The sequence below is a fragment of the Thaumasiovibrio subtropicus genome (genome assembly GCF_019703835.1).
GTDB classification, from domain to species: domain Bacteria; phylum Pseudomonadota; class Gammaproteobacteria; order Enterobacterales; family Vibrionaceae; genus Thaumasiovibrio; species Thaumasiovibrio subtropicus.
On sequence record NZ_AP023055.1, the window covers coordinates 328,173 to 345,400 of the forward strand.

General features: G+C 45.0%; 19 protein-coding genes and 1 pseudogene. 10 read left to right on the forward strand and 10 right to left on the reverse strand.

The window, feature by feature from the left end; all coding sequences use genetic code 11:
* Positions 1-44: 44 nt before the first annotated feature.
* Entirely contained in the window at positions 45-1,238 is a 1,194-nt protein-coding gene (locus TSUB_RS17750; protein WP_087022721.1) for an OmpP1/FadL family transporter, read from the reverse strand.
* 348 nt (positions 1,239-1,586) lie between these two features.
* Here TSUB_RS17750 and TSUB_RS17755 point away from each other — a divergent pair, with 348 nt between their 5' ends.
* Positions 1,587-2,267, forward strand: coding sequence for a hypothetical protein (locus tag TSUB_RS17755; protein ID WP_087024131.1), 681 nt, complete (start codon positions 1,587-1,589; stop codon positions 2,265-2,267).
* Between the two features lie 189 nt (positions 2,268-2,456).
* On the opposite strand, the gene TSUB_RS17760 is transcribed toward TSUB_RS17755, so the two are convergent.
* Entirely contained in the window at positions 2,457-3,224 is a 768-nt protein-coding gene (locus TSUB_RS17760; RefSeq protein ID WP_414718394.1) for a hypothetical protein, read from the reverse strand.
* A gap of 469 nt (positions 3,225-3,693) precedes the next feature.
* On the opposite strand from TSUB_RS17760, the gene TSUB_RS17765 reads away from it, so the two are divergent.
* The 3 genes from TSUB_RS17765 to TSUB_RS17775 all read left to right on the forward strand — a co-directional run bounded on the left by TSUB_RS17765 (position 3,694) and on the right by TSUB_RS17775 (position 5,653).
* A complete protein-coding gene (locus TSUB_RS17765) occupies positions 3,694-4,185 on the forward strand; it encodes an acyl-CoA thioesterase (RefSeq protein WP_087024133.1) in 492 nt (163 codons plus the stop codon).
* A gap of 250 nt (positions 4,186-4,435) precedes the next feature.
* Positions 4,436-4,681: a hypothetical protein gene (locus tag TSUB_RS17770; RefSeq protein ID WP_087024129.1), complete on the forward strand. Its 246-nt coding sequence runs from the start codon at positions 4,436-4,438 to the stop codon at positions 4,679-4,681.
* A 345-nt stretch (positions 4,682-5,026) separates the two neighbouring features.
* Entirely contained in the window at positions 5,027-5,653 is a 627-nt protein-coding gene (locus tag TSUB_RS17775; protein WP_087024127.1) for a LysE family translocator, read from the forward strand.
* A gap of 134 nt (positions 5,654-5,787) precedes the next feature.
* On the opposite strand, the gene TSUB_RS17780 is transcribed toward TSUB_RS17775, so the two are convergent.
* From TSUB_RS17780 to TSUB_RS17790, 3 genes are all read right to left on the reverse strand, one after another.
* Positions 5,788-6,705, reverse strand: a complete 918-nt coding sequence (locus TSUB_RS17780; RefSeq protein ID WP_087024125.1) for a Gfo/Idh/MocA family protein — start codon at positions 6,703-6,705, stop codon at positions 5,788-5,790.
* Positions 6,706-6,859: 154 nt separating this feature from the next.
* Positions 6,860-7,474, reverse strand: coding sequence for a LysE family translocator (locus tag TSUB_RS17785; RefSeq protein ID WP_087024123.1), 615 nt, complete (start codon positions 7,472-7,474; stop codon positions 6,860-6,862).
* A 100-nt stretch (positions 7,475-7,574) separates the two neighbouring features.
* Positions 7,575-8,420 (reverse strand): AraC family transcriptional regulator, encoded by an 846-nt coding sequence (locus tag TSUB_RS17790; protein ID WP_087024121.1) that lies wholly within the window; start codon positions 8,418-8,420, stop codon positions 7,575-7,577.
* Between the two features lie 364 nt (positions 8,421-8,784).
* On the opposite strand from TSUB_RS17790, the gene TSUB_RS17795 reads away from it, so the two are divergent.
* Positions 8,785-9,468 (forward strand): MOSC domain-containing protein, encoded by a 684-nt coding sequence (locus TSUB_RS17795; protein WP_087024119.1) that lies wholly within the window; start codon positions 8,785-8,787, stop codon positions 9,466-9,468.
* Between the two features lie 45 nt (positions 9,469-9,513).
* Here the strand turns inward: TSUB_RS17795 and rarD are convergent.
* Positions 9,514-10,398, reverse strand: a pseudogene (gene rarD / locus TSUB_RS17800) (EamA family transporter RarD).
* Between the two features lie 273 nt (positions 10,399-10,671).
* Between rarD and TSUB_RS17805 the strand changes: the two are divergent.
* The 4 genes from TSUB_RS17805 to TSUB_RS17820 all read left to right on the forward strand — a co-directional run bounded on the left by TSUB_RS17805 (position 10,672) and on the right by TSUB_RS17820 (position 13,503).
* Positions 10,672-11,043 carry an MmcQ/YjbR family DNA-binding protein gene (locus tag TSUB_RS17805; RefSeq protein ID WP_087024117.1) on the forward strand — a complete coding sequence of 124 codons (372 nt, stop codon included), beginning with the start codon at positions 10,672-10,674 and terminating at the stop codon, positions 11,041-11,043.
* A gap of 175 nt (positions 11,044-11,218) precedes the next feature.
* Positions 11,219-11,956 carry a metallophosphoesterase gene (locus tag TSUB_RS17810; protein WP_087024115.1) on the forward strand — a complete coding sequence of 246 codons (738 nt, stop codon included), beginning with the start codon at positions 11,219-11,221 and terminating at the stop codon, positions 11,954-11,956.
* A gap of 141 nt (positions 11,957-12,097) precedes the next feature.
* Positions 12,098-12,541, forward strand: a complete 444-nt coding sequence (locus TSUB_RS17815) for a hypothetical protein (RefSeq protein WP_087024113.1) — start codon at positions 12,098-12,100, stop codon at positions 12,539-12,541.
* A gap of 626 nt (positions 12,542-13,167) precedes the next feature.
* Positions 13,168-13,503 carry a hypothetical protein gene (locus tag TSUB_RS17820; RefSeq protein WP_192867880.1) on the forward strand — a complete coding sequence of 112 codons (336 nt, stop codon included), beginning with the start codon at positions 13,168-13,170 and terminating at the stop codon, positions 13,501-13,503.
* Between the two features lie 20 nt (positions 13,504-13,523).
* Here the strand turns inward: TSUB_RS17820 and TSUB_RS17825 are convergent, their stop codons facing one another.
* From TSUB_RS17825 to TSUB_RS17840, 4 genes are all read right to left on the reverse strand, one after another.
* Positions 13,524-13,778 (reverse strand): hypothetical protein, encoded by a 255-nt coding sequence (locus TSUB_RS17825; protein WP_087025757.1) that lies wholly within the window; start codon positions 13,776-13,778, stop codon positions 13,524-13,526.
* Positions 13,753-14,382, reverse strand: a complete 630-nt coding sequence (locus TSUB_RS17830) for a hypothetical protein (RefSeq protein ID WP_087025754.1) — start codon at positions 14,380-14,382, stop codon at positions 13,753-13,755. The genes TSUB_RS17825 and TSUB_RS17830 overlap by 26 nt, the downstream gene beginning before the upstream one ends.
* Positions 14,383-14,387: 5 nt before the next feature.
* On the reverse strand, positions 14,388-15,245 hold the full coding sequence (locus tag TSUB_RS17835; protein WP_087025751.1) for a hypothetical protein: 858 nt from the start codon (positions 15,243-15,245) through the stop codon (positions 14,388-14,390).
* A 247-nt stretch (positions 15,246-15,492) separates the two neighbouring features.
* On the reverse strand, positions 15,493-15,783 hold the full coding sequence (locus tag TSUB_RS17840; protein WP_087023038.1) for a MazG nucleotide pyrophosphohydrolase domain-containing protein: 291 nt from the start codon (positions 15,781-15,783) through the stop codon (positions 15,493-15,495).
* A gap of 238 nt (positions 15,784-16,021) precedes the next feature.
* Here TSUB_RS17840 and TSUB_RS17845 point away from each other — a divergent pair, with 238 nt between their 5' ends.
* Complete coding sequence (locus tag TSUB_RS17845) at positions 16,022-16,858, forward strand: hypothetical protein (protein WP_087023039.1); 837 nt, start codon at positions 16,022-16,024, stop codon at positions 16,856-16,858.
* Positions 16,859-17,228 lie beyond the last annotated feature (370 nt).

Genomic DNA, 17,228 nt, shown 5'->3' on the forward strand with positions numbered 1-17,228 from the left:
ATCACTTCCCTGTGAGTCGTACAGCGAGGTCCAACTAACTTGCGTTAGTAGGCATAAGTTAGGCTGAGAATATGGAGACGGTTTTTGTTGAACTGGCCAACGTAATCCCATTTACCTGCGTCTAACGCGCTGAGGTCATAGTGGTAATGGACATCAGGAGTGCCAAAGTCACGGAACTCATAGGCGAGCGCAACGCGATGCCCATTGGTTAACGTTTTTTCTGCTCCAAGCCCTAGCGCCCACTGACGCCCCACTGCAAAATCAGGGGTGAAATCTTCTTTGTTTAACACTTTTGAATCGAGACGTGCCCCTGCTTGATAGGTCCAACTGTTGTGGCTGTAATCAAACGCTGCAGCAAAGTGGTAAACATCTTTGGCGTTCGGATGGGAGGTTTTGTCGTATTGCGACCAAAACTCGATACCCGTAGCGAGTTTAAGGTTAACCGCATCTGTCACAGCATGGTGAAGACCAAAGCTCAAACGTGATGGCCATACGGTGTTAATGGCCATATCTGCAACATGCTGGCCGTTAATATCGAGACCCATCGATTTACCTGAGTGATCAATCTTGTGGTGATAGTTGGCGGCAAGGTAAGTGCGTTCAGAAAGATCGTACATACCTGATAAGATAAAGCTCAGCTTGGTCGATGTGGTGTCACCTGCGACCTCGACGGTATCACCAGAGACGGCACGAAACGCCTCCGCTGAAACCATGAGATGTTGAGCGACAATCGCGCCACCAAGAGAAAGCTCAGGTGTCGCTTGGTAGGCCGCAGAAACATTGAGGTTAGCAACTTCCAGTGCCATGGCGTCCACGAGACCTGCACCGATGAGGCCGCCGTCATAATCCATTCCAAGGCCACCATCTGCGTGTAAAGATGCGCCGACAACCCATTCATCGTTGATACGCTGAGCATAAGCAAGCGATGGTGCGAGCGCTTGGTTTTCACCTTTTCCAACCAAGGCGAAACTTGGCTGATTTTTGCTCATCAATGTCCCTGCTTGCTCATTAGCGGCATCAATGTACTGTAAACCGATAGACCAACTACGGTCCTCGATGGCGGCTAAGCCCGCAGGACTCGTGATCGCCGCTGAGGCATCTTTACGGTTGGTTGCATTCGCTGCTCCCGCAGACGCGACACTGTCGAAAGTCGCGACTTCGTGAAGTGCGATACTTCCCGCCGTTGCGACAGAAGAAAAAGCAGAAAGAAGTGCAAGAGAAATAAGGGTCTTTTTCATGACATCACTCAGTATAAATAGAGGGCGTCATGGTATCGAATGAAATAAATTAGAAATGCACTCTGAGTGCGTCGGCAGGGTAATTTAATTATAGAAGTACGGAACTTTATTCAAGATCATGTTAAAGAGATCTTGTTGTTAAACTTTACTTATATCTATGTAATGTCAAGGTGCGATTATTGTTGCCTATTATGATTGTTATCTAACATCTCTAATATATTCGCCATTGCAACTAATTTTAATATTGATAATGCACTGTGAGTGCATGTTAATCATCTTCGTCTAATTAGAATACCGCACTATTATTCAGCTTTTTCCTGTTTCCAAGCTGAACCAGAGGATGTGAAGATGAAATATTTATCAATTGCGAGTTTTATCGCTTTATTTATTGGTGCTGGCGTGAGTGCGGATGAAAAACATCATGAAGACCCGACCCGTATTGTGACCAAGGTTGGTGTGGGATACAGCGATGTTGCCTCCATTTCTGGATCGCTTGGGCTCGATGATGCTCGAATGGTTTCCGCCAGAGTGAATGAAGAGGGTGAGTGGCGGATTGGCGGTTCTTGGTTGTTTGATGTGGGTATCCTTAACTTTAATTTTAGCCGCACGGATTATGATAATGAAGGCTACAAGAATAATTACAGTGTCGGCACCTTTGTACCGCTGAGTTACTTTGACATTGCACCTGCGGGTTGGAACTTATTTCCTATGGCGGGATATGGCTATAACCAAGGCGAAGTGGCAATGCTGGATCTCGATTCACCGAATGAGTACACCATGGTCAGAAGTAAGTTTCACAGTGGCTATGTGGGCATGTTCGGGCTCCGTCCACTCGGCAGTTCCAACTGGACGGTACTCGCTTTTGCTGGTGGTGCATTGGGTTCAGAAAAGTATCGTAGCTATTGGGGCGGAGCCGGGGTGAGTTATAAGCTCAATGAACAGGCATCTTTTAACATGTATGCCGTTTCATCGGAAGATGACTTTGGTAGCAATCGCAAAGTAGGCGGGTCTTTCTCTTATCGATTTTAGCCATAAAAAACGCCACTTTTTAAGTGGCGTGACGCGATATACTCAAACTACCTCAAGATGCTTGTTCAGCCTGCACCTTGAGGTGGTTTGAGTATAGTGGTCAAAATACAAGTGCAGTGGTGCTTCTCAAGAAAGAGTAGAGATGCCGATATGGGAGGCATGAGTCGTTCATGCCTCTCCGGAAGAAGCTTATAGTTGGTAGTTAAACTCGATGCGGTGTTCGCCATCTTTGAACTTAGTGTGCTCAGTCCAGTTCGCAAAATAACGCACGTTAAAACGCGGGTTGAATTGGTAGGAAGCCGCGACTTCATGTGCCAAGGCTGAACTATTATCTTGACCAAATGCATGGTTTTTGTAGAGCTCAGAGCCAGACAAGGTTGTCATCCACATTGGGTTATAGTTGAACCAGATGTTATCGGTGATGGTGAGCTTGGTGTAAGTACCCACTACCGCGAAAGTGCCTGGTACAGAGTAACCACTCTGGGTTTCTAGGTTATCACCAACAATGTTGTTACCAAAAGCGGCGCCGACGCCACCAAGTGGAAACATTTGAAATGCGCCAAGTGCAGGTAAGGATTGAATAAAGCTGTAGGAGATTGAACCCATTTCGGTATTGAAGTCATAGCTGGTATCAATTTGTGTGCCACGGCCATTGGTTAAATCGACACCAAATCGGCGGAATCGAACGCTATCAATACCGTCGTTGGCATAATCTCGCCAGCCCAAGGTATCACCCATTGCGCCTTTGAGTTCAAGAATATTCATGCCCATGGTGGTATCCGAACCAGTGTCAAAGGTTTGACCCAGTTTTAGGTTTAGACCACGGTCAGTATAGCCAGCGCCCACTTGTGTGTAGACGGCTAAAGGATCAGACATATCTTGCACATCGTCATTTGCAATTAATGCTGGAGAAAGTGCAATAAGCGTCGCTAGTGTAATTAGATTTTTATTCATCATTGAGATTCCGGGAACAGGAAGTAATAGGAACCAAAGAAAAATATCACAATGAAAATTTTGGCCATGCACTGACAGTGCGCGACTCAATATTTCAAAGACAGAGTGATTGATGAACGATAAATTTCAAATGGCTAGCTTTGAAAGCTGAGTTATTTAGGCTGATTACAAGTAGTGATAATGTTGATGTTTTTGAGTGGGGTGTTGATAATAGCGTTAAGAAATAGGTGACTTAGCATTATTTCGACGATGTTAATGGTTGTCTTTGGCGTTTAAAAAAAGCCAGCTCGGAGGGAGCTGGTTTGCAATCGCAATAGTGTCAAAATGGATTTGAGTCGAATAGTTACTCGTGCGTGACTCCCATTTATATTAACAAGCGAAATGAAAATTTGATGCACTTTAAGTGCATTTCTGATATTTCGATGCAGATGATGCTATTGTTAAGTTAGTTACTTAATAAGAGCTCGTAATGATGAGTAAGCAACAACGTGAAGTGACCTTGCGATTTTTAGCCGAACCTGCAGATGTTAATTTTGGCGGCAAGGTCCATGGCGGCGCCGCCATGAAATGGATCGACTTAGCGGCCTACGCTTGCGCTGCTGGTTGGAGTGGTAAGTACTGTATAACGGCGTATGCAGGTGGTATTCGATTTGTCTCCCCCATTTTAGTGGGCAACTTAGTTGAGGTCAGTGCCAAAGTGATTTATACCGGCAAATCATCAATGCATATTGCGATTGATGTGCAAGCCGCTGATCCTAAGTTACTTGAGAGCAGACTGACAACACACTGTATTGTGATCATGGTGGCCGTTGACGAGCTAGGTAAGCCAACGCCCGTGCCCGAATGGATCCCCAAAAACGAAGAAGACATTGCTCTGCGAGATTCCGCGTTGCGTTTAATTGAGATGCGTAAGCAAATTGGTGATGAAATGGAAGCGCATGTGAAGTATCTCAAGTCGAAGTGATGTGCGTTGTTTTAACCCTCAGTTTTCGCCGCAAGATACCCTCTCTTTGCGGGATAATTTGCGTTGTATCTCAGTGCGATGACGAGCGGGATTATTTGCGAAGCGAAGTTACTCAAACTGTTATCTGGCGCATGGCGTGAGTAGACAAAAACGGGTTTAAATGCTTCCAACCATAAAATTACTGTGGTTATTGAGTAGGCGAGTTCGTTGATGTCGACTGGTTTATCTCGTGACAGCCAAGGAGGACCGCGTGAGTGAGACCCATTTAGAACAGGCAAAACGCCAACTTTTCCGTTATCTGATGCCAGAGTCTTTGTTATGGGAGGATGACCCGCACAGTCGTCATGTAGAAGAGTCGATTGATAAGCTAGTCGATAGACAAGTCGCTATTTGTGTCGGGTGCGATAACCCTCAAGTTCACTATAATCTTGAGCAGTCGCTATGGCGTATGACCCAGTTGGAAGAGAAGCGAAACGCCTTTTTTACAATAGAGTAAGGGGTAAACTGAAACCACCTCGAACGGATTTGAGTATATCGTCTAGAGATTGAATTAATATAAACAAGGCTTCAGGCTCCCAACTTGAAGCATCACACCACTCGTACACTGCTTCGCTAAAATGCTTAGAAATCCTTGCTGAACAGGGTTTTTGAGACTACTTGAATGTCCTTGTAAGGTCATGGCACCAGTCGATGTTAGATTACGCTTCTCGCGGGCTACCATTGTAAAGATTTGTTAGAAGTGCCTTATTTAGTCGCAATTGTATCGCGGCGCGGTTGTTTTTTGGCCAGTCTGGACTTATTGATAAAAACGAGAGTCTCGAAAAATACAGAGGATGTAGTGATGTTTCCGATAGAAGTGGTGGTGCCGTATACCTTAGCGTGTTTATTGCTCGTGATATCGCCGGGGCCCGATAACCTGTTGGCGATCGGCCGTGGATTGAGCCAAGGGAAGTTGGCCGCGATAGTGTCGGGGGCTTCATCAGGTTGTGGGATTATTTTTCATGTCATGGCGGCCACGTTTGGGATGACGATGCTTATCCAGACCTCAGCAGTTGCGTTTATGGTGGTGAAGGCGGTTGGGGCGATGTACTTGATTTGGCTTGGTGTGAAAGTGTTACGCCATCGAAACTTGTTTTCGCTGTCGCCTGCTAAACGCCAACCGCTTTGGACGATTTTTTCCACTGGCTTTTTGTCTGCTGCGTTGAATCCGAAGCCGGGACTGTTTGTGCTTGCGTTTGTGCCTCAGTTTGTGAACCCAGAACTGGGCTCAGTGACTATGCAGATGCTCACTTATGGGGGATGGTTTGCGTTACTAACCGGGGTAGGGTTTGCATTGATGGGCGTATGCGCCTCTCACTTACAGCGCTGGTTAGAAGCGAAACCGCGTATGATGGCAGGATTAAACATTGGTGCAGGCGTGGCCTTTATCGGCTCGGGTTTGGCGGTGTTTGCAATGCGCCAGAAATAACTGCCTGATTGCACGCGCTTTGTCGCTATAGTATGAAAATGAAGATGTATGAAGACGAAAATGCACCCACTGTACGGGTGCATTTTTATTGAAGCTAAGTACTAGAGCTAAGATAAGGGGGCGTAAACTGGCGTTTATCGAGCCAGTTTACGACAAATCGCTTCCGCTAGCTGGTGAGAGGCCAGATTTCGTGCGATCTGACGGCTGTCTACGCTGCCGGTTTGAATGACCGCTTTCCATTCATCAAGCATACCGTGAAAGCCTTTGGTTTCTAACATTGGCATCCAATCTGGGGTTTGAACTTGAGTCGCTGCACCTTGCTCGTAAACGGTACCGGATAAGAAGTTGTCGAGTCGCAACGTGCGGTTTTCTGTTTCGACTGTGATGTGCTCTTTGGTTGCACCGTGCATGCGATCCATTGAGGCACTGAGTAAAGTGTTGTTGTGTTGCCACTGGATATCAATGCGACGTAATTGCTCTCCGTGCCACTGACAATGCAGTGCGACATCATCGAGGTCGGCTTTGGCGAATAGATTAATGCTGTCGAGTGGGTGAATAAAGTCATCAAAGATGAAAGTGCGTAAATCCCCCGGCAGATTTGCGCGATGCTTTTCCCAACGAAGATGACTTACTTTGCTCGGTTCATCGCAAAGATCTTGAGCATGTTGGTTCAAAAGCGGTAAATGGCGACGGTTAAAACCAACGTATAGCGGGGTCTGTTTTTTTTCGGCTAGCTCATACAATGCTTCACATTGGGCTGCGCTGTCGGCTAATGGTTTGTCGACAAAAACGGGGATGCCTGCCTCTAAGAAGTAGCGCGCAATTTGCGGATGCACTGACGTCGCGGCATGAACCATCACCCCATCAAGGTTGAGTCTGAATAAGTCTTGATAGTCAGTGACAGTATGAGGAATACGATACTGGCTGGCGAGTTGGTTAAGTGTGTCGGCATTGCGTGTGCAAAGGACGAGCTCAATGTCCTTTGATTGGCTCAGCGGCTGTAGATACGCTTTCTGAGCAATATCGCCCAGTCCTATCATGGCTATACGCATGGTTCTTCCTTTGTTGCTATCTCTGAAGTAGCGTGAGTGTGTTATTGGCAAGGTAAGCTTGTGAAGCCTATTGAGTATATTCACGGATATGCTAAAAGGCACGAATTTTCAGGATGTTATAGAGGAAGGTTTGCTTCTTAGCCGCTTCCCCTTTTTATGCTGATGTTCCTGCATACCAGTGCAAAAACGCGTGCTCATAGCCAATGGAGAGACCAACAAGAAATAACAACCCCGCCAGTGTGCGACTGATGCCTGCCAACAAGGTTGGGCTTTGCAGTTTATCGCCAATGAAGTTGCCGAGAAAGGCATAGGATGCGGGAGCGCCAAAGGCGAGGAGCCCCATTAACGTACAAATTAGGAAGGCTTTTAAGCCAGTAATGCCCGCAGCAGGAAACTGGATTGTGACGATGGGCAAGATGACGACAAAGGCTTTGGGGTTCAACAACTGCATGAAAAATCCATCCCGAAAGCTGAGTGCTTGAGGCGAATTATTGGCTGCTACGTTGTTCGCAGAACGCCAGACTTTTAACGAGAGGTAGACGATATAACTGCTGCCAATAACACTGATATAGGGAAGAAAGTCGTCAGGGACAAAGTGATGGCTGATGAGACTGACACCATTGAAGAGTAGGTACATCGCCAATGCAACACCGCCACAAAATGGCATATATTGGCGAAATAAACCTTGAATTCCCGTGTTTAGGCCAATCATATTAACTGGCCCGGGCGAATACATAATGATGATGGCGTAGAAAAATATCTCTAACATGTTGGCTCCTTAACCTCTTTTTATGGTGGTAATTTTGGGGTGCACGAGTCTGCAGCAACCGAATGGTGACTGGTTCACGTTGTCGCGGTGGCGTGAGGTGCTAGCGAGTGGCTAAATACGCCATTTGATATTGCTTTGGCGTGAGTCCGAAAAACGGTTTGAATCGGCGGTTGAGGTGACTGACATCAGAAAAACCACTGTCAAGCGCGATAGTGTTGATATCATCACCTTTCTCGAGCCGCCGTTTGGCGTAGTTGACCCGGCAGTTGATTACATATTGATGAGGGGTAATGCCTTGTTGGGTGCGAAACAGACGAATGAAGTGATACTTCGACATGTTTGCTGTTTGGGCAATATCTTCAATGGTAATGTCTTGTTGAAATGAGGCCTGTACAAAGGATTTCGCGGTTTGAATCAGGCGGTCACTTTTTCTGGTTGTCTGATTAGGCAAATACTGGCCTTCGAGCTGAGCGAGACGTGCGGCGATCGCATGTATGTGAGCGTCTTGCTCTAGTGTATTGCCTTGATCAATCTGGGACATTAAAGCCAAAAGATTATGCCGCAGTTGGACATCGTTAAACAGCGTGTCGGTTAACCGAAAATCTCTCGGTTGCTTTGCGCCCGCCGCGGCAAGCGGACCAAAAAGCTGCTCGGGGTGAATATAAAGCATGCCGTATTTTAGCGTGTCGTCGCCACCGGGCTGGCCATCGTGAACTTCTTCTGGGTTGAAGATGATGATGTTGCCGGGTGCACTTTTGTGGAAACTTCGGCTACAGAAAAAGTCCTGTCGACCCGAGAGGGTAACCCCAAAACTAAACTCTTCATGAGCATGTTTGTCGTAGCTAAAGTCGTGCATTTGCGCATTCAGAAAAGTGACGCCATCGATAAACGGACTGCGCGTATAGCGAAAGCGGTTTTCTGCTTTGGAGCTGTCTATTGTCGTCATGGCGGATTCCTAATCGCGAACTCAATGCATTATTCGTCTACTTTAACCAACTTTTAACCGGTTGGCTTGGACAATATTGCGCGCTTGATGACCAGTTCTATCGCATTCTTATAAAATGCCCAATCTATTGCTAGTCAAGGAGAAGCGGAATGACAAAGCCTTGGATCTATCTTGGCCGTGGAATTGCTATCGCTGCTGGATTGCTATCTGGCGTTGTTGTCGCGGTGATCAGTGCTATTTCATTAGGTTGGATGCCAGTGTGTTAGCCTTTGTAAGATTGGGGTTGTGAAAGCTTACGACACATTGCTATTTGACTGCTCGCCTTTTACTCTTCAGTACTCTTTTCGCTGTTCAGGAGATATAGATGTCATCCACTATCACTCTTTTTGGTGTTTATCGTGGCAAGGTTATGCAGAGTTTTGGCATGGAGACCGCGATCAACAAACAAGGTGTTAAAGAGAGGCTTTACTTAAGCGAACTGGGTTTAGAGGGAGATGAGTGCGCAGATAAGAAGCACCATGGTGGCCCTGACAGGGCGCTGCATCAATATCCCCGGGAGCATTACGCATATTGGCAGGCGCGTTTTCCCGACATCTCGGGTTGGCAAGCGCCTGGTATGGGTGAAAACCTGTCAACAGAGGGCATGACAGAAGAGACGGTCTGTATTGGTGATCGCTATCAATGGGGAGATGCCATTGTTGAAGTATCTCAACCGCGATCGCCTTGCTTGACCTTGAATAAACGCTGGGGTGTCGAAGCTATCTCTGTTGAGATGCAGAATATTAGCCGCTGTGGTTGGCTTTATCGTGTCATTCAACCCGGATGGGTGAGTGTTGATGCACCTTTGAGTCTCATTGAGCGCACAGACAATGCAATGACGGTAAAAGCGGTGTGTGATCTATTTTTCGGCGACCCGTTGAATCAAGATGGACTGAAACAGTTGCAAACGCAGCAACGTCTATCACGCAGTTGGATGGATAAAGTGGATAAGCGTTTGCAAACAGGAGATGTCGAAAACTGGAACTTTCGTTTGTTTGGCCATCCTTAACAACCAAGCTGGCTTGGGTATAGTGTTGACGTCTTACGACATGCGTTATTGTGTGAGTGCGGTACGCCGCATTCTGACTGCACCTTCGATAATCGTAAGGAACAGACCGAACCAAATAAAGCCAAATGTGACAGCTTTTTCCTCATCAAACACTTCTCCGAATACCCAAACCGCCAACAAAAATTGCAAGCTGGGTTCAATGTATTGCATGAAGCCAACCATAGACAGTGTCGTTCGTTTTACAGCAATAGAATAGAAGACGAGCGGCAGTAAGGTTGTTGGCGCAGCACCTAAATAGAGCCAAGTTGTCATGGTGTCAGCGTTAAATGCAATGCTGCCGTTGGTGGTGCTTTTCCAAATCATGAACGCCAGCGCAAAAGGGGCAAGTGTTAACGCTTCAAGAAAAAGCGAGGTCATCGCATCAAACTGAATTTGCTTTTTTGCCCAACCATATAGCGTAAAAAAAGTTGCCATAAAGAGGGCAATGATGGGGAGTTCACCATAATGCCAGACTTGATAGCCAATACCGGTTATCGCCAAAAGTAAGGCCATGACTTGCATCGAGGTCAGTTTGTCTTTCATGACAAACACACCGAGTGCGATGACCATGATGGGATTAATGAAAAAACCTAAGCTTGCTTCGAGCACCTGCCCATTGGTCATCGCCCAAGTGAACGCATACCAAGATCCTGACATCATGAATCCGGCGATAAAGCAAAAGAGTAGCGATCGTTTATCTTTTCATATTGTTGTCAGCTTGGGTAAGGCCTTCTTAAACGCGAACACCATCAAAATGCCACAAGGCACAGAGACCAAAATCCTCAAGGCAAGAAGCTCGTTCATATCGGGAGAAGGGAGGTATTGGTAGTAAAGTGGTAACAATCCCCAAAGCGCAAAAGAGAGTGCTGCTATCAAGTTGCCAAAAGCCATAAAGAAGGACACCTGAAAAGTCTAACAGGACTGCATAGTGGGGGACAAAACCCTCTGATGTAAAGTGTTATTTGCTAAGGCAAACAAATTTGCCTGTGGGCTCAAACTGTCGCTAACTCGCCGCTAAATGATCGAAAACGCACGGTTAAATTCCGTGAGTTTACCTGTCAGGATTTTGTACATCCTAACGCAAATTGTGATCAAAAAGATTGAGAAACAGTCAGGGTTTTGAGAGCGTAGAGAGTCAACACTTAGCATCAAGAGAACCACATAATGGATTACGATTCCTTTAATGCGTTTTGCGAGAGATTTACGGCGACTTCCCATGTTGTGCAATGGGGGAATGCACAGGTATGGAAAGTGGCCGGGAAGGTTTTTGCTATTGGAGGGTGGGGCGATGATAAGCCTGCATACACGTTTAAAACCTCGGATTTAAACTTCGAATTTCTAAGTCATAAAGATGGCTATAAACCAGCCCCTTATTTTGCAACACGTGGCATGAAATGGATTCAGCAAACGGATACTGATGGGGAACTGGATGAAGAGTTGGAGTATTACATCACCGAGTCTTACCGTTTAGTGGCATTGGGTTTGAGTAAGAAAAAGCGCAAAGAGTTGGGGATTGATGTTGAACCGCGCGAATGACCAGCCAAGGTATTGTCTGATGTCTACTGATTCTGATACCCGAGTTGTGTGTCCTGCGAAAGCATCACTTTCTTAGCTCATGGCTACTCCTAGGTAAGCTTTGCCATCGTGTCGCTTGCCGCATGCTCTGCTTGTGCTAGTTTTTTGTGACTGCATTAGGGAATAGAGAGTGTAAATGGAGTTTCGTCATCAGTTTGTGGATACAACGCGGTATCAGCGTGTGTTTGTCGTCGGAGATATCCATGGCAAGTTGGATTGCTTCAAATCTGCTTTAACAGCGATTGGTTTTAATCCTTCAACAGATCTCGTTATTGCGGTTGGAGATTTGATCGACCGTGGGCCCCAGTCTGCGGAGACCTTAACTTTTCTTGCTACCCATCCGTGGTTTATTTCGGTTGCCGGAAATCATGAATTAATGATGTCGAATGCGATGTCTGTGTGGACGAAGCGCGACCGCAGTCCAGAACAGCAGCGCTTGATCGACATTTGGTTTAAAAATGGTGCCGATTGGACCAAAGCGTACAGCTACGAAGAACTAGTGGCACTGAATGAGGTAGTGGAATCTATGCCTTGCGCGATGACCTGTTTGCTCTCAGATGGTCGCACGGTCGGCATTAGTCACGCGCAGCCGCATAGCCTCGATTGGACGGAAATGCAGCAATGGCAAGGCGATATGCGAGTGAACCCACGTTGGATATGGGGGAGGACACGGATTAAAGGCGAACCAGCCGGCGTTGTTGAGAATGTTGACCTGACGATTCATGGACATACGCGCAGTGAGCATGTTGTGCATGTCGCAAACAGCCAATTTATCGATACTGCTTCGATGGATGACTACCGAGGTCCGTTCACGTTTTTAGAGTTAAACTCTGGCGAGTATTATCCATATAGGCAAGATTCAGAAGTGAACTAGGGCTCTGAGTATATAAGTGTCTAACAGTGGCTAATAAACAAGGCGAATAAGTGTGTATTTTAGTGAGTTATATATTATTAATTGAAACGCGTCAGTAATTATGAATAATGCTATGCTCGCAAATCAGTCAAGGAGATGGAAATGTCGCAAGGATTTTTTAACGCATTAATCATGGGGCCAAAAGAAGTACCCGCCGCTCAGAAGGTAGCAAAGTTTGTCGCTTGCTTTCAGTTATTTTTCCTCATTATTGCCGGTGCGGTATTGTTGTTGTTGAATGACACGGTTGAGGTAGAGGTACCGGAACTCTTTCATAGTATTGAGCTGCTAATTGGTTTGCTCGGTGTTCAAGCGATTTGTAGTGTCTTTCTTTTTAAAGGAAAGTTTTGGGCAGCCATCGCACTGATTGTTATCGAAGTCGTTAACAGTGTCGCGGGTTACCTTGAAACTGGTGATATTATGGGTTCAGTCAATGGCTTGAGTATGCTGCTACTTATTAGCGCATTACAAGCAACAAACTTTATTTGTACTCAGCAGAAGCTCGATGAAGATCGTGCCGCCATTAAAGACGGCGGTGGCCGTATCTAAATTTGGTCGCTATCGGCTGCGTGAAGGGCTTCACGCAGCTTGCTGGACACATCAATCTTTTTCCTTGTCTTTTAGTTTTTCATTAGTCTTTTCACTTGAGTTTATAGATAAACTTGTTTCGATAGGTGAATGTTTCAATAATTCACTCTTATTTTCCTGTTTGACTAAGTCTAGTTCTTTATCGTACCCCTTTTTAGCCAACGGCGAAATGACTTTTCTAATACATAAGGTGAAATTAACAGAATAAAAAGGAAGAACATAGCTATTGGAATAACAATATATAAATGTTTAACTAAAAGTCGACAAATGAAGAATATAACGCTGGATCGTTTTTACTTGATGTATAAATAGACCTGAAAACACAGTAATAGGAATACCAAGTATAATTGATGGTTTCATCTTTACATCCCTTTAAATGGTTTATTGTAGAGTAATTGATATGATGATGTTTAATAGGCGGTCTTTTCTTAGATTCAATTCACACTTCACCTATGGTTCCGTCGAGGGGGGTTACATTCCGATTGAGAAAGTTATTTAGCTTTGACATTTTGGTAGAAAAATGAATACCATGTCTGAATAATCTTTTACTGATTGTTGAGTAAAAAAACAAGGAGCAAAGAATGTTTATGGAAATAGGCTTATTTGAGTTGCTTGTAATGACAGCGCATGTCGCACTCGGATTTATTGTCACCGTACTGATAGTGGTATGTCCAGTAAGAACAGGTTATGAAAAATTCCTTTCATTATTAATCATCTGGTGCATACCCGTGCTAGGCAGTATTTACGTTTACTGTAGGGTTGGCACTAAACGTATAAAGCGGCGCAGGTCGGGCGGGCATTACTCTGGATATACATCAGGTGGTGGTGGATATTGTGATGGTGGCTCATCTGGCGGGGGCGGATACAGTGGCGGTGGAAGCTGCGGAGGTGGTGATGGTGGTGGCTGTGGTGGAGGAGATTGAGACTCCTCCGTATCAATGCGCTAGTCAGCTTCTGAACCCTGCGTCTTGAGGTGGCTCGAGTATAGTCGGATTGTGACAAGCTTTTCGATGTTTGCACCAATAATACCGCCTAAGAGTAAATTGATGGTCAATGCGGCTTTGTCCCCACTGAATAGAAAGAAAGTGATTATCGATAAGATGATACTGACACAAATAAAGGCCAAACAACGGCCTTTGCTTTGTTTTTTTGCCTCTGACAGCAGTTTTTTATCATGCCACTTCATTAAAGAACGCATCAATTTTTTCCTCAGCTAACTGTTCATGGCACATGTAGCCCTCACCCATCAATGTTGCCAGAGACGTTAAGCTGGCAGAGATCGAGTGCTGACAAAGGTTGTTAAGTCGGTAGAGCTTGGGTTGTTCAATGCCTTGCCAATATTTATCATTTGGGATACCACTGGATGCAATTTCTGCATCTTGGATCATTTTAAATGGATACTGGAGACGCCTCGTTAATCGATGAAAGAGCGATTTCTTCTGAACAGTATAGTAACTTTCAATCCCATTATGAAAACCAAAAGTATGAGCGGCTGCCGTTAATGCGATTAATGCTTTTTCTCGTTGACCCGACGTCAAGGTATCAGATATAGCCAAGCCACAGATTTCTGCTGTTGGGGATTTGTCGATTTCAAAAGAGAAAAAACGTTCACACGGCAGTGAGTTACGTCGGAGACAAATATTCATATTGCCTACAACCGTGTCGTTTTGAACGGTTACAATGCCAATATGGTTATTATCGATAAAGTTGTCTGTTTGCCACATCTTTTTATAGATAACTTCGGCCAACGCTCTGCCTTCTTTATACAGGGGTTTCCCCCTGTCTGTAATGATAATTTCCATCTGTGTTAGTTGCCCATTTCAAAGGACTTCTTCGTTAAGCCAAAGTACATATTATGGATTAAGTTCATGTTGTCGATCACTTCGACAAAATCCGCCTCTGTTGTAACCATTTGATCAAAAAGCTCGATATTATCAACAGCATGGCCTTGGTCTACCAAGTAATGGTAGTAAATGAACTTGTGATCTTCCGGTTTTGTGCCTAGCACTCCGTTAATGGCACCTAGCAAGCCATAAGATTGAGTGGCAATCAGCAGTTCTAAGTAAAATGAGTACCCCAAGAAACCGACAAATGGCAGTCGTGTTAAGCGGTCATGTTGCGTGCTTACAATGGCTTTTGTCTCTGGGAAAACTTGTGTAAGCGGGTCAATGGTATCGAACTCACCGAGGAAGACGATATCTTGAAGTGCCCACAACTCATGTCCTTCTTCCTCATCGATATTATGTTCAGTCAGCTTTGCGAACTTATTCTGATGGCTGTCTAATGTATCGAGTTCACCATTGTTGAGTCTCTCAGTAAACATATGTTCAAATCGTGTGGTATAGCTTGTGTGATACCACCCTTGAATGAAGTAATACGAGAGGCCTTTTTTAGATATTTGATTGCCAGCTGCCATGGTGCTCACCATGTCGACAAACTCGCCGTGAAGCATTGTCGCATGCTCAATGATCTTTTTTGTATATCCCGATGCGTTCTCTATTGCGATGTTGAGCTTGTCTTTTTCTTGCTCAATGCGCTCTGGGCTAAGCTCATCGAGAATGCCCGTTAACGTTGCGAGTTTCTCGATGAGTGGTTGGTGTTGCTCTAGGAATGGCTGTACTTCGAACTGCGGCTGAAGATGATCAAAGGCGATTTTAGTAGACATTTGCTTCCCTTATGTTTTGTGGTTGTTAAATTTGTGTTGATTATTAACATTCGGGATAAGGGAGTTGATAAAATTAATGTTTCCTAGATCTATTTTGAGTCTGATATCACATGAAAATGCGGCATTAAAAATGTCAATTAACTATTGGTTAGCGCTAGTTAACAATTGAACTCTATCACCTATCCCTTATTGGGATAAGTGACAATGTTATAAACACTGTTTGCCTCATTGTAGAATGGTGAGTGTCTTACTCTCTTCCGCCCCATTTTTCCTTGTTGAGAATCTCTTTAAGTTCATGTGTTTTGGCAAGGTCGACATCGTAAATATTGGCAAGTGCAGCGACATAATAGAGTACGTCATACAGCTCTTCTGCAATGGTTCCCTTTAAGTTTTCCAAATCTGGCTGCCCTGATTTGTTGGCTCGAATCACTTCAGAAAGCTCGCCGACTTCTTCGATCAGTTTGAGAAAGTAATGCGAGGCTTGATCAGGCGCGTAATCAAACTGTTTGATGTGATCTTGTAATGCTTGTAGATCCATGAAAGGTGTCCTTGTTGATCGTGAGCTGAAGACGCTAACATTTTGATAACCTGACGAAAAGTTCATTTTCCAAAAAAGTGTTAACTCTCCCTGAAACTGCTTGCTTTAACAGTCAATGTTGTTGTCTTTTTTGTTCTATTGACGCAGTGTACCGTGAACAGATAAGTCTCAATTAGAGCAAGAAGGTGATCGCTGTGAGCTTATGTGAGGTGAAGCTGACTACGGAAAGGATACGTCGATGAGCAGAGCGAGCTGGTTACTTGTGATAAGCGTTTTTTTGCTGGGTTGTGAGTCTGCGGAAGTCGTAGAAGAGCAGCACTATCTCCGCTTGCTTAAAGAGATGCGCTCTCAACACGATGGTATTTGGCCCCTTTATCCAGAATATATGCGGCATAGCACTTCTGAGCCAGCGGTTGGGGCGATGTTAGCGTTCATAAAAAGGGACGTTGATGGTCGCGCAGAGTTAATGGCAATGCAGTTTCCTTCACTACAAACCTCTCCCCTGATTAGCGCTGATGTTGTGCCACATATGGTTATGAATTCGCCCGAAGATGTGCGCTATTCTGACGATGGGCGCTTTGTTTTTGTCACTCAGAAAACAATTGAACACGCTGAAGAAGGTTATGCATGCCGCGTTTATGACCGATATTCCAATGAAGTGGGCATGGCGGTGTTAGAAGGTTCTTGCATAGGGCTGAGCGACAGTGTCGATGTCGTGTTTGATGCTCAACAGAAGTTGGCTTCACTTTATCAACCATCACGGTTTGATGGGCTGGCCGTGTTGGAAAATGGGATTTCGGTTTCAAAAACTGGATTTCGTGTTGTCTCGAATCAGGGAGTCGATAGCCCTTATGGCGCGATGGACTATGCGATTAAAATGGAGCAAGGTTTCGCGACAGAGGTAAGTGTTTTTATTGCGCCCAAACAGCGATATGAAGGCTGGCTCGCATCCAATATGCCTGCCATGCCAACCTACAGCCAGATCGAAAAATCGGAGAGCTTAGCCGACAAGGATAGTGAGCATTACTTCAAATGGGGAATGATGGCGGCGTATATTTTTGATGAAGTGTTATAACGTTATTGAGATGAGGGCGCTGTGCTTTAGTGTACTGCTATAGACATGTGTAATTTTTTCTGTTGTTTATTTTGATACTATATCCTTTTGGCACTACGATTGCTTAGTTAATGGAGGTACCTTATACCTTGGACTGGGCTACCATGACGGCATTGTATTCTATCTTTAAAATGTTTTTTATTAGTCATGGCCGTAAATAAGTAAATTAATACACTCTGTAATCTTTTTCGTTTTTATGCAAATACTCTTTTATATTTGTTTATGTCCGTTTGAGCGATAGACTAGCTAAGGTAATGCTATCCAGAATTGAGTACCAGGTTTGAACTTGATGACTTATCCCTTGTTGAGAGCGGGAAGAAACGAAACAGTT